This window comes from Paraburkholderia sp. GAS348, from assembly GCF_050434205.1.
Classification (GTDB): domain Bacteria; phylum Pseudomonadota; class Gammaproteobacteria; order Burkholderiales; family Burkholderiaceae; genus Paraburkholderia.
This window is the reverse complement of the sequence record NZ_JBNPVT010000006.1, coordinates 192,195-204,246: the sequence shown is the minus strand read 5'-3', so window position 1 is coordinate 204,246 and position 12,052 is coordinate 192,195. Positions and strand designations below refer to the sequence as shown.

Below are 12,052 nucleotides of genomic sequence, written 5' to 3'. Positions count from 1 at the left end.
GTACGGTCGCATCCGACTAGTCTGAAAGATGCGCGAGTCCAGCCGTGCTATTCATGGGAGAAAATCATGATTGTTTCTGTACGCACATTCGCTGTCCCGCTTGCATTGGCATGCATCGTGGTGTCTTCGAGCGCATTCGCGAACTGCGCCACCAACGCGCGCGGCGAGACCGTTTGCGGCAACGGACAGACGGCTGGCGGCTACAACCCGAATACCGGTAACGCGTGGAAGGCCCAAAAAAATCAGAACGGTGTCACGACGACCCAGACAAGCAAGGGCGGAGAGGCCAAGACAAAGAACGGCAAGGGCGTGTATAAAAGCCCGAGTGGCAAGACATGCTATCGGAGCGCCAACAGTCAGGGATGCAATTGAATCGATGAGCCTGGGCGATGGATGTTCCGGCGGGTGAGGTCGCACAGGATGCGCACACCGGGTATCACTTCAATGACACGCAACGACGCGACAGGCGCTAGTGCGTGGTTGAGCAGTTCAAGCGCGGCAGGGCCTCCCCACGCACCTTTCTCCGTGATGTCCTCGCAGAAATAGCGCCGCCTTTTTTGCTCTCTGGCACCGACTAGGGACCAAGGTCCAATATCGGCAATCCTGCCTGACTCATAGTCTGTCGTATGGAGGAGTGCACTAGCGCGCACTCCCGGATACCGGACTACGTTCAATGGGAAAACTCAAACCATTCGTTGTCGTTGTCGATGACGATGAATCGGTAAGCCGGGCGATCAGGCGATTGCTGCGCTCGATCGGGCTCGCTGCCGAAACGTTCGCCAGCGGCGACGCGTTCCTCGAAGTCCTGGCGTCCATGCCGTCATATCACCCTGACTGCGTCGTGCTCGACGTGCAGATGCCAGGGTTGAACGGGCTGGAAGTCCAGCGACGCCTGGCCGGCAGTGGCATACCTGTCATTTTCATCACCGCCCACGACGACATCGGCGTGCGCGAGCACGCGCTCGCGGCCGGCGCGGTCGCCTATTTGCGCAAGCCGTTCAACGACGAACTGTTTGTCAAGACGGTACGCGCTGCCCTTGAAGGCGATCAGCCACCGTAGCGCAAGCCTGTGCGCTTGCGTATTCAGGCGATATTGGACCAAAGGCCAATTGTTTTAACTGGACGCAAATACCACTATTCACGTTGCCCGCGAAGAATTTAAGGCGGAAACGCATTTCACACCGTGGTGTCAATTTCTGAATGGAGCACGCATCATGATCAAGTACCTTCGGCTAATTCTCGCGGTTCCCTTCTTTCTGTTCGCCGTGGCGTGCTCAACGAACCCGACTGTTGCCAATGGCGGGGACCCCGAGTTAGACGCGCAGGCACGTCAGGCACTGCAGCAACTATTCGACAGCACTCCGAAGGCGAAGGATCTCCAATACCAGGCGAAAGCCGTCGTCGTGTTTCCGAGCATCGTCAAGGCTGGGTTGATAGTCGGTGCGCAGGGTGGAAAGGGCGTGATGTTTGGTCCGGACGGCAAGATCCTTGGGTACTACAGAGTGCGCGGCGTTTCATACGGGATGCAAGCAGGCGCACAAACCTTTTCGGAGGCTATGTTTCTCATGACCGACCCGGCAATCACGTCGCTCACGAGTGGCACCGGATTGTCCGTTGGTGTGGGACCGAGCGTCGTGGTGGTGGATGCAGGGATGGCGAAGTCGATGACAACTACGACATTGCAGTCAGATGTCTATGCGTTCATTTTTGGCCAACAGGGTTTGATGGCGGGCCTGGGCGTTCAGGGGCAGAGAATTGTTAAGTTTGACGAATGAAGTGCGCACTATCCCGCACGGTCGTGGCCACCGATGTTCTAACGCGAATCACCTCGGCCATGCACGCCGCGCCGGACGCGCGATCGGGAAATCGCTCGCGCATTGCGCGGACATTGACAGCCGTTAGCCAGTAAATGGGGCGACCGTAGAAGATCGAGGTCCTCAAGCCATGCAACGAATGCAACGAGTCGCAATAGGTCTGGTGGCAGGGGTGCTGACATTTGCAGCCGCCGCGCAGCAGCCCATCATCTATCCGGCCAAGGGGCAGAGCGCGCAGAAGCAAAACACGGACACCGCGGAGTGTCAGCTATGGGCGAAGCAGACGACCGGTGTCGATCCGGTCGCGATTGCCCAGCAATCCGGTCAACCTGGCGCTGCGCCAAAGCAGGGTGGTGCGGTCAAGGGCGCAGCCGGGGGCGCCGCCGTGGGCGCAGCAGTGGGCGCAATCGCAGGCAACGCCGGGAAGGGCGCTGCGATCGGTGCGGTTACCGGCACAGCGGCTGGCGGCGTGCGCCAGCGCCGCGCCAATCAGGCCGAGGCCGCGCAGCAGCAGGCGGGGCAGCAACAGACGTCCCAGCAGATGGCGACGTTCAATCGGGCAGTGGCGGCTTGCATGACCGGCCGTGGCTACACGGTTCAGTAGACATCGATCGGGACGGGAGTGACAGCCATGAGCAGGAACCGCCTAGGTTTCGCGATTGCCGGGCTCGCCGCGCTTGCGCTGTGCGCCGCCTGCCACAAAGCCGCTACGCTGCCGGCCGCCGGCGCGATCGAGGTCACCGTGATGCCGGTGACGCAGCGCGACACGCCCGTCGATTTCGAATACACCGCACAAACCCAGAGTTCACGCGAGGTCGAGATTCGTGCGCGCGTGGACGGTTTTCTCGACAAGCGGCTCTATACCGAAGGGCAAATGGTTCACGCCGGGCAGACGCTCTTCCAGATGGACGCGAAGCCCTTCGAGGCCGCGCTGCAAACGGCGAAAGGCCAGCTTGCACAGCAGCAGGCGCGCCTGACGGTCGCGAAGGCAAATCTCGCGCGCGTGATTCCGCTGGCCGCACAAAATGCGTTGAGCCAGAAGGATCTCGACGACGCGACAGGCAATGAAAAGCAGGCTGAAGCTGCGGTGCTGGCAGCACTTGGCCAGGTGCAAACCGCGCAGTTGAACCTTGGCTACACGACGATCAAGTCACCGCTCACCGGCTTATCCAGCTTCGCGAGGCAACAGGACGGCAGCTTTGTCACCGCCTCGGCGTCGGGGCTGCTCACCTATGTCTATCAACTCGATCCGATGTGGGTCAACTTCAGCATTTCGGAAAACGAGTTGCTGAAGTTCCGCGACGACATCGCGAAAGGCCACCTGCGGGTTCCGGCCAATCAGGATTTCGAGGTGACGGTGATCCTGGCGGATGGCACCGAGTTTCCGGAGCACGGCCATATCAGCTTCACCAATCCTGCTTTCAGCAATGAGACCGGCACGTTCCTCGTGCGGGCGTCTTTCGCCAATCCGCAAGGCACCTTGCGTCCCGGCCAGTTCGTGCGGGCCCGCGTGTCCGGCGCCACGCGCCCGAACGCGATCCTCGTGCCGCAACGTGCGGTATTGCAGGGCTCGAAGAGCCACTTCGTGTGGGTGGTCGACAACGATTCGAAGGCCCATCAGCGGGTCGTGGAAGTGGGCGAATGGCATGGCGACGACTGGTTCATCACCCAGGGGTTGCAGCCGGGTGAGCGGGTGGTGGTGGACGGCGCGATCCGTGTGGCCGCCGATGTGCCGCTGAAAATCGTCGCGGCGCCGGCCGCGCCCGCTGCCCCCGCTGCCCCCGCTGCGCTCGATGCGCCAGCGGGGGGCGATGGCAGTTCGAAGGAGCACCCGGCTGCCACGACCGCCACGGCTGCCGCGACTGCCACGACTGCCACGCAGTAAGGGGGTTGCGACATGAATATCTCCCGTTACTGCATCGACCGCCCGATTTTTGCGTCAGTGATTTCGATTGTCATCACGCTTGGCGGCGCGGTGGCGATGTTCAACCTGCCGATCGCGCAGTATCCGGACGTCACGCCGCCGCAGATCACCATCTCGGCAAACTACCCAGGCGCCAGCGCCGACGTGGTGGCCAACAACGTGGCCGCACCGATCGAGCAGCAGGTGAACGGCGCGGACAACATGATCTACATGAACTCGTCGAGTTCATCCACGGGCAATCTGACCGTCAACGCGTACTTCCAGATCGGCACCAATCCGGAATTGGCGCAGGTCGACGTGCAGAACCGCGTGAACCTCGCGCTGCCGCAACTGCCCTCTTCGGTGCAGTCGCAAGGCATTCAGGTGCAGAAGAAGTCGTCGGCGTTCATGATGGTGATCGCGATCTATTCGCCGAGCGATCGCTACGACGCGACCTATATCGCCAACTACGCGAACATCTACGTCCTGGATGCGCTCAAGCGCATCCCGGGTGCGAATCAATCGTCTATCTTCGGCACGCCGGATTACGCGATGCGCATCTGGCTCAAGCCAGACCGCATGGCGCAACTGGGCATCACCGCGGGTGACGTGCAACGCGCGGTCGCCAATCAGAACCAGCAATTCGCGGTAGGCCGTCTCGGGCAGTCGCCCACCGGCGCACCGGTCGAGCAGTCGTTTGCCGTGACCACCACGGGCCGCTTGAGCGACCCCGCGGAGTTCGACAACATCATCATCCGGGCGGCCAGTGGCGATGCCGCGATCGTCCGGTTGAAGGACGTCGGCCGCGCCGAACTGGGGCAGAAGGATTATTCGATCCGTAGCCGCTTTCAGGGCAAGCCGGCCACTGTGATCGCGGTGTATCAGCAGCCTGGCGCCAATGCGCTCGACGTCTCGAAGCAGGTGCACGCGACCCTCACCGAGATGAAAAAGACCTTTCCGGAAGGGCTCGACTACAGCATCGCCATGGACACGACCGATTTTACGCGAGCGTCGATCACGGATGTCGTGCACACGTTCTTTGAAGCGCTCGTGCTGGTCGTGATCGTGGTGTTCGTGTTCCTGCAAAGTCTGCGTGCCACGCTGATTCCGGTTCTGGCGGTGCCGGTGTCGATCATGGGCACCTTCATGGGCATGCTCGCGCTCGGCTTCTCGATCAATATGCTGACGCTGTTCGGCATGGTCCTCGCGATCGGCATCGTGGTGGACGACGCGATCGTGGTGATCGAGAACGTCGAGCGGAATATGAATGTCCACAAGCTGAGTCCGAAGGATGCCGCGAGGCGCGCGATGGACGAAGTGGCCGGCCCGGTTGTCGCGATCGTGCTCGTGCTGTGCGCGGTGTTTGTGCCGGTGGCGTTTCTCGGCGGCATTACGGGGCAGTTGTACAAGCAGTTCGCCATCACCATCGCGATCTCGGTCATTTTCTCCGGGGTGGTCGCGCTGACGCTGTCACCGGCGCTGGCCGCGTTGCTGCTGAAGCCCGGCCACCATGAGAAGAAAGGGTTCTTCAAATGGTTCGACAGGAACTTCGAGAAGATGACGGACAGCTACACGTCCGTGGTCAAACTGGTGATCAAACGCTTCGTGGTCGCATTGTTGCTGTTTGTCGGCATGGCCGCGCTGGCGGTGGTGATGATGCGCACCATTCCGACTTCGTTCCTGCCGCCTGAAGATCAGGGCTATCTGCTCGGCGCGATCATCATGCCGGACGCGGCGAGTCTGGATCGAACCGGCGACGTGTCGCAACGCGTCACCGATTACTTCATGAAACAGCCGGCGGTAAGCAGCGTGACGATCGTCGACGGCTTCAGCCTGCTGGACAGTCAGAACAAGAATAACGCTAGTGCGTTTTTCATCGGCTTCAAGAGTTTCGATGAGCGCTACAAGTTTGCCAATATCAAGACCCAGAATGCGAAGGCGGTGTTGATCGACGCCTACAAGAATCTCTCCACGGTGAAGGAAGGGATCATCCTGCCGGTCAATCCGCCGTCGATTCCGGGTCTTGGCACGACCGGCGGCACTGAGATGTGGATTCAGAGCAAGGGCGATGCAACCATCGCGCAGCTCGCCGGGGTGGTGGACGACTTCGTGGCAAAGGCGAAAAGCCGGCCGGAACTGGCGCGTGTCACGTCCACTTTCAATGCGTCGTCGCAGCAGTTGCTGGTCGACGTTGATCGCGACAAGTCGGAAACGCTCGGCGTACCGATCGAGGAAGTGTATAGCGCGATGCAGACGATGTTCGGCTCGCTCTACGTCTCGCAGTTCAACCGTTCGAGCAGGCTGTGGCAGGTCATCCTGCAGGCCGAGCCGCAGTACCGACTGACGCCGCAGGATCTGAGCCAGCTTTACGTACGCAGCAAGACGAACAACATGGTGCCGCTGAAGGCGGTGGTGAACTCCAGGTACGTCACCGGCCCGGATCTGGTCACGCGGTTTAACAACTTTCCGGCAGTCAAGATCACGGCGAACGGCGCGCCGGGATACAGCTCCGGGCAAGTCATCAATGCACTCGAGGAAGTGGCCGATCAGGTGATGCCGTCGGGCTACGGCGTGGGCTGGAGCGGTGAGGCTTACGAAGCGCGGCAATCGGGTGGCACCTCGGGGCTCGTGTTCGTGTTTGGCCTCGTGATGGTGTTCCTGATTCTCGCCGCGCAATACGAGAAGTGGAGCTTGCCGTTCGGTGTGTTGCTGGCGGTGCCGTTCGCGTTGTTCGGCGCGCTGCTCGCGATTCTGTTGCGTGGGCTTGAGAACGACGTGTACTTCCAGATCGGCTTGACCATGCTGGTCGCGCTCGCAGCCAAGAACGCAATTCTGATCTTCGAGTTCGCGGTGCTTAATCGCGAGGCCGGCGAGTCGGTATACGACGCGGCGGTCACGGCGGCAACCGAGCGGCTGCGGCCGATCGTGATGACCTCGCTCGCGTTCATTCTCGGTTGCGTGCCGCTTGCCATTGCGCTTGGCGCGTCGGCCAACAGCCGGCATTCGATCGGCACCGGGGTGATCGGCGGCATGCTCGGCGCGACGGTAATCGCGGTGTTCTTTATTCCGATGTTCTTCTACGTGCTCGAAACCATGTCGGAAAAGAGCGGCGGCAAGAAGACGCCGGGGGCGAGCGGTGGCCCTGCGATGGGCGACGGCACAGGTCCGGTTGCGCCCACGGGATCCGGCGGCGGTGCCGCGACCACGCCGTCCGCGCAGCATGAGGGCGACTGACATGCGAGCCTCTGCGTTCCCGCTGCGCGTGGTCCCCGCCTTGCTGCTCGCAATGGGACTGGGCGGTTGCCTGTTCGGTCCTGACTACGTGCGCCCGAATGTGGCGACGCCCGCGAACTTTCGTTTCGAAGCCGGTGAAACCGCTGAGGTGGCCAACGCGCCGTGGTGGGAGCAGTTTCAGGACCCGGTTCTGAACGATCTGATTCTGGCGGCGCTCGCGGACAACAAGGATGTGAAGATCGCGGCGGCCCGAGTCGACCAGTTTCTCGGTCAGTTCGTGACGACACGCTCGGCGCTGTTTCCGCAGATCAGCGCCGGCTTCGACGCGTCGCGTCAGCGTGCTTCCCAGTCCGGGCCGACACCGTTGCCCGCGGGCTTTGGTCCCGTCTACAACGCGTTTTCGGCGCCGTTGACCGTGGCGTGGGAGCTGGACCTCTTTGGGCGGGTACGCCGAGAGACCGAGTCGGCGCGTGCGAGCCTGCTCGCGAGCGAGGAAGGCCGTCGCGCGACGATTCTCTCGCTGGTTGCTTCGGTGGCCACCGCTTACATCAATCTGCGTGATCTCGACCAGCAGCTGGCGATCGCGAGAGCGACCACCGACAGCCGCGCGGGATCGGTCAAAGTATTCCAGGCGCGTTTCTCCGGCGGCGATGTCTCGCAGATGGAACTCGCGCAGAGCCAGTCCGAATATGAAGCCTCGCTCGCGACGATTCCGCAACTCGAGGCGCAGATCGCGCAGCAGGAAGACGCGTTGTCGGTGCTGCTCGGGCGCAACCCGGGCCCGATTCTGCGCGGCCGCGAGCTGACCGAACTGGTGTTGCCTGTGGTGCCTGCCGGTCTGCCGTCCGATCTGCTGGAGCGCCGTCCCGATCTGCTGCAGGCCGAGCAAAACCTCGTCGCCGCCAATGCGCTGATCGGCGCGGCGCGCGCGCTGTATTTTCCGCAAATCTCGCTGACGGGTCTGTTCGGCTCGACGAGCGGACAGTTCTCGAAGCTGTTCACCGGGCCTGCGCGCGTCTGGTCGTACGCCGGCTCGTTGACCGTGCCGATCTTTACGGCGGGCAGCATCGGCGGTCAGGTCAGCCAGGCCGAGGCGCAACAGCAACAGGCGCTGATCCAGTATCAGCAGGCGATTCAAACCGCGTTCCAGGAAGTCGACGATGCGCTCATCGCGCTGCAGAAGTCGCGCGAACAACTGATCGTGCAGGCGCGCCAGGTGGAGGCGTTGCGTACATACGCGCGGCTCGCGCGGCTGCGTTTCGAAGGTGGCTACACGAGCTACATCGAGGTGCTCGACGCCGAGCGCAGCCTGTTCAACGCGCAGCTCAGCTATACGCAGACCAATGGCCTGGTGTTCAGCTCGCTGATCGGTCTTTACAAGGCGATGGGCGGCGGGTGGGTCGTGCAGGCCGAGGCGATGACGGGGCGGGTGATGGGGCAGCGCAGTGTGGCGCAGGTGGCCGCTCAAGCGGCAAACCCGTCGGCTAGTCCTTCAGCTAATCCATCGGCTAATCCACCGGCTAATCCACCGGCTAATCCACCGGCTAATCCACCGGCTAATCCGGCGGAGACAGTGCCAGGTGCGGAGCAGCCCAAATGACCCCCACCGTGACAAGCGCGGCGACCCCGACGCGTCTCATTGCCTGCCACGAATGCGATCTGCTGCAACGCGAAACGGCGCTGCCGCGCGATGGCGTTCTGCGCTGCTGCCGCTGTCAGGCGGAACTGTATCGCGCTCGTCCAGACAGCGTCGATCGGGCGCTCGCCTTTACGCTCGCCTCGGCCGTGCTGTTCGTGATCAGCAACCTGTATCCGATTGTCGGCCTGGCGGTCAATGGGGATCTCGTGGAGACGACGTTGCTCGGTGCCGTCCGCATCCTGTACAACGACGGCATGTGGCCGCTTGCGGGACTGGTGTTCGCCACGACGTTACTGATGCCGTTGCTGCAGATGACGACGATGACGTATCTGCTGGTGCCGCTGTGGCTTCACCGCCGGCCGTACGGAGTCGACATCGTATTTCGCCTGATGCATCTGGCGCGGCCGTGGGGCATGACCGAGGTGCTGATCCTCGGCATGCTGGTGGCGCTGGTCAAACTGGCGCACATTGCGAGCGTCGTGCCGGGCGTTGCGCTCTGGTCGTTCGGTGCGCTGATGCTGCTGCTGGCGGCGGCCAATTCGGCGTTCGATCCGCGCGCGCTCTGGCAGCGGATGGGCGAACGCGAAGCTTTTGTCACCGATCTGCACGAGGCCGCGGGGTCATCCGCACCCACCGCCATGCGTTGCGGTCTGCTGAGTTGTCACAGTTGCGGGTTGCTGGTGCATTCGCGCGGCTACCTGCATGACGCCGGCTGTCCGCGCTGCGGTGCGCATCTTCACACGCGCAAACCCGATAGCTTCGCGCGGACCTGGGCGTTCCTGATTGCTGCCATGGTGCTGTATATCCCGGCGAACGTGTTGCCTGTCATGAACACCAGTTCGCTGTTCGGCTCCGAGAAAGACACGATATTGAGCGGTGTCGTCTACCTATGGACCTCGGGGGCGTGGCCGCTTGCCGCGGTGGTGTTTATTGCGAGCATCGCTGTGCCGATGCTCAAGATCATTGCGCTCATTTACCTTGTGATCTCCACACAGCTGCGCTCGAACACGCTGTTGCAGCAACGAACCCGCATCTATCGGCTAGTGGAGCTGGTCGGCCGCTGGTCGATGCTCGATATCTATGTCATCACCATTCTGGTCGCGCTCGTGCAGTTCAACGCGCTCGCCACGATCCAGGCGGGACCCGCCGCGGTCGCGTTCGGTTCGGTAGTGGTGCTGACCATGTTCGCGGCGATGTCGTTCGACCCGCGCCTGATCTGGGACGCAACGGAGGATCATCATGTCTAGACCTCCCGGGCCGCCGGAGCTTCCCGAAGCGGTAGCGACGCCGCGCTCGCGCTGGCGCATGCAGGTCGTCTGGCTGGTGCCGATCATCGCGGTGCTGATCGGCGGCTGGCTTGCGGTCAAGGCGGTCCTCGAACAGGGGCCGACGGTCACCATCAGCTTCGCGACCGGCGAAGGTCTCGAAGCGGGCAAGACCAAAATCAAGTTCAAGAACGTGGATGTTGGCGTGGTCAAGAGCGTGACCTTGTCGAGAGACCACAGCAGCGTTGTCGCGACCGCCGAACTGGTCAAGGACGCATCGAGCATGCTGCTCGACGATACGCGTTTCTGGGTCGTGCGCCCGCGGATTTCCGGAGGCACGGTGTCGGGCATCGGCACGCTGCTGTCCGGTTCCTTCATTGGCATGGATGTGGGTACTTCAGCGAAGTCGCGGCGCGACTATGTCGGACTCGAGTCGCCGCCGGTCTTCGCCAGCGGCGTGCCGGGGCGGGAGTTCGTATTGAAGAGCGATGACATGGGATCGCTCGATGTCGGCTCTCCCATCTTCTTCAGACGCCTGCAGGTCGGACAGATCACCTCATACGCGCTCGACCCGGACGGCAAAGGCGTCACGCTGCACGCCTTCATCAACGCGCCCTATGACAGGTACGTGCAGAACGATACGCGCTTCTGGCATGCAAGCGGTGTCGATGTGTCGCTCGACACCAATGGTATCAAGGTCAATACGCAGTCGCTGGTGGCGATCCTGATCGGCGGTCTCGCATTTCAGACGCCGGAGGAAACGAGCAGTCAGCCCGAGGCTGCGGTTCGTACCCGATTCACGCTTTTCGAGGATCGTGCGGAGGCCATGAAGCGCCATGACAAAATTGTGGATACCTACGTATTCAATTTTAACGACTCGGTACGCGGGCTGACCATCGGTGCGCCGGTCGATTTCCGCGGCATCGTGGTGGGCGAGGTGGCGGCGATCTATACGCGTTTCGATCAAGCCACGAAGCAGTTCAGCATTCCGGTCGAGGTGCGCCTTTATCCGGAGCGGTTCACGTCGCGTTACCAGTCTGGCGCGTCCGGAGGCCGGCTCTCATCGGATCCCCACCAGCTGGCGGAAAGGCTGGTCGCACTCGGCCTGCGCGCGCAGCTTCGAACCGGCAACCTGTTGACCGGGCAGTTGTATGTCGCGCTCGATTTCTTCCCCACTGCAGCCAAGGCCGGGATCGACTGGAACGCGACGCCGCCGGAAATACCGACCGTGCCGGGCGGACTGCAGTCACTGCAGGATTCGGTCGCCAGTCTGGTGGCGAAGCTGAACAAGATTCCGTTCGAAGGCATCGGCAACAATGCGCAAAAGACACTGGCCGAAGCGGATGCCCTGCTCAAAGAGTTGCGCACCGAGGTCATGCCGCAGGCGCGTGACACGCTCTCGGCCGCCCAGACGGCTCTGAATTCGGCGAATAGCGCGCTGCAGCCCGACTCCGCGCTGGCGCAGAACACTGGCGACGCCATGAAGGAAATGGCGCGCACGGCGGCGGCCTTCCGTACCTTGGCGGACTATCTCGAACGCCATCCAGAGGCGCTGATCCGGGGCAAGCTGGAGGATAAGAAATGATGCGCCGATCCTTACCCATTGCCATGGCGGTGGCGCTCGCCGCGTTGTGCGGTTGTGCGTCGTCGCCGAAGTCGGAGTTCTATACGTTGAGTCCCCAGGCGCCGCAGGCGAGCGCCCCCGCCGCCGCCCCGATCACGGTGCTGATCGGGGTGGTGACGGTGCCTGAACTCGTCGACCGGCCGCAGATCGTGGTTCGCTCCAGTGACAGCAAGGTCGAGATCGACGAATTCGCCCGTTGGGCGGATCCCTTGAAAACCCAGATCCCGAACGTGATACGCGCCGATCTCGCGCGTCTGCTGGACAGCGCGTACGTGTCCACCCGCCCGATTGGCGTCGATCCGGCCTCGGCCTACCGGGTGCAACTCGATGTCCAGCGCTTTGACGGCGCGCTCGGCGATGCGGCGACGGTCGACGTGTTGTGGTCGGTGTCGCCGCCCGGGAAAGGTTCGCCGCGCAGTGGCCGCAGCACCGTGCAAGAGCACTGTGCTGGCGCCGGTTACGATGCGTTGGTGGCTGCCTACAGCCGGGCCCTCGTCGCGGTCAGCCGCGACATCTCCGCGTCGATCCGCCCGGCGTCGTCGCAATGATGTGCGTCAGCCTGCCGACCGGGCG

At 62.5% G+C, this 12,052-nt stretch carries 10 protein-coding genes and 1 pseudogene; 10 read left to right on the top strand and 1 reads right to left on the bottom strand.

Going from position 1 to position 12,052, the window contains the following annotated elements; genetic code table 11:
• The first annotated feature begins 66 nt into the window (after positions 1-66).
• On the top strand, positions 67-372 hold the full coding sequence (locus P3T22_RS13305; protein WP_063495811.1) for a hypothetical protein: 306 nt from the start codon (positions 67-69) through the stop codon (positions 370-372).
• Here the strand turns inward: P3T22_RS13305 and P3T22_RS13300 are convergent.
• Positions 357-548 (bottom strand): annotated as a pseudogene (locus tag P3T22_RS13300) (hypothetical protein); the annotation flags it as partial. The gene P3T22_RS13305 and the pseudogene P3T22_RS13300 overlap by 16 nt on opposite strands.
• Before the next feature lie 125 nt (positions 549-673).
• Here P3T22_RS13300 and P3T22_RS13295 point away from each other — a divergent pair.
• The 9 genes from P3T22_RS13295 to P3T22_RS13255 all read left to right on the top strand — a co-directional run bounded on the left by P3T22_RS13295 (position 674) and on the right by P3T22_RS13255 (position 12,027).
• A complete protein-coding gene (locus P3T22_RS13295) occupies positions 674-1,060 on the top strand; it encodes a response regulator transcription factor (RefSeq protein ID WP_063495812.1) in 387 nt (128 codons plus the stop codon).
• Between the two features lie 154 nt (positions 1,061-1,214).
• Positions 1,215-1,775, top strand: a complete 561-nt coding sequence (locus tag P3T22_RS13290) for a YSC84-related protein (protein ID WP_063495813.1) — start codon at positions 1,215-1,217, stop codon at positions 1,773-1,775.
• A gap of 169 nt (positions 1,776-1,944) precedes the next feature.
• Positions 1,945-2,418 carry a YMGG-like glycine zipper-containing protein gene (locus tag P3T22_RS13285; protein WP_063495814.1) on the top strand — a complete coding sequence of 158 codons (474 nt, stop codon included), beginning with the start codon at positions 1,945-1,947 and terminating at the stop codon, positions 2,416-2,418.
• Between the two features lie 27 nt (positions 2,419-2,445).
• A complete protein-coding gene (locus tag P3T22_RS13280; RefSeq protein ID WP_429325196.1) occupies positions 2,446-3,699 on the top strand; it encodes an efflux RND transporter periplasmic adaptor subunit in 1,254 nt (417 codons plus the stop codon).
• A gap of 12 nt (positions 3,700-3,711) precedes the next feature.
• Positions 3,712-6,951, top strand: a complete 3,240-nt coding sequence (locus P3T22_RS13275; protein ID WP_063495815.1) for an efflux RND transporter permease subunit — start codon at positions 3,712-3,714, stop codon at positions 6,949-6,951.
• A 1-nt stretch (position 6,952) separates the two neighbouring features.
• On the top strand, positions 6,953-8,551 hold the full coding sequence (locus P3T22_RS13270; protein WP_429325195.1) for an efflux transporter outer membrane subunit: 1,599 nt from the start codon (positions 6,953-6,955) through the stop codon (positions 8,549-8,551).
• Entirely contained in the window at positions 8,548-9,837 is a 1,290-nt protein-coding gene (locus P3T22_RS13265) for a paraquat-inducible protein A (protein WP_429325194.1), read from the top strand. The genes P3T22_RS13270 and P3T22_RS13265 overlap by 4 nt, the downstream gene beginning before the upstream one ends.
• Entirely contained in the window at positions 9,830-11,440 is a 1,611-nt protein-coding gene (locus tag P3T22_RS13260; protein ID WP_063495817.1) for an intermembrane transport protein PqiB, read from the top strand. The genes P3T22_RS13265 and P3T22_RS13260 overlap by 8 nt, the downstream gene beginning before the upstream one ends.
• Entirely contained in the window at positions 11,437-12,027 is a 591-nt protein-coding gene (locus P3T22_RS13255) for a PqiC family protein (RefSeq protein ID WP_429325193.1), read from the top strand. Before P3T22_RS13260 ends, P3T22_RS13255 begins: the two co-directional genes overlap by 4 nt.
• Positions 12,028-12,052 lie beyond the last annotated feature (25 nt).

Excerpts from the sequence above, each read along its gene's own strand:
- P3T22_RS13305 (WP_063495811.1), top strand. The coding sequence starts at position 67 with ATGATTGTTTCTGTACGCACATTCGCTGTCCCGCTTGCATTGGCATGC.
- P3T22_RS13265 (WP_429325194.1), top strand. The coding sequence starts at position 8,548 with ATGACCCCCACCGTGACAAGCGCGGCGACCCCGACGCGTCTCATTGCC.
- P3T22_RS13275 (WP_063495815.1), top strand. The coding sequence starts at position 3,712 with ATGAATATCTCCCGTTACTGCATCGACCGCCCGATTTTTGCGTCAGTG.
- P3T22_RS13255 (WP_429325193.1), top strand. The coding sequence starts at position 11,437 with ATGATGCGCCGATCCTTACCCATTGCCATGGCGGTGGCGCTCGCCGCG.
- P3T22_RS13270 (WP_429325195.1), top strand. The coding sequence starts at position 6,953 with ATGCGAGCCTCTGCGTTCCCGCTGCGCGTGGTCCCCGCCTTGCTGCTC.
- P3T22_RS13260 (WP_063495817.1), top strand. The coding sequence starts at position 9,830 with ATGTCTAGACCTCCCGGGCCGCCGGAGCTTCCCGAAGCGGTAGCGACG.
- P3T22_RS13280 (WP_429325196.1), top strand. The coding sequence starts at position 2,446 with ATGAGCAGGAACCGCCTAGGTTTCGCGATTGCCGGGCTCGCCGCGCTT.
- P3T22_RS13290 (WP_063495813.1), top strand. The coding sequence starts at position 1,215 with ATGATCAAGTACCTTCGGCTAATTCTCGCGGTTCCCTTCTTTCTGTTC.
- P3T22_RS13285 (WP_063495814.1), top strand. The coding sequence starts at position 1,945 with ATGCAACGAATGCAACGAGTCGCAATAGGTCTGGTGGCAGGGGTGCTG.
- P3T22_RS13295 (WP_063495812.1), top strand. The coding sequence starts at position 674 with ATGGGAAAACTCAAACCATTCGTTGTCGTTGTCGATGACGATGAATCG.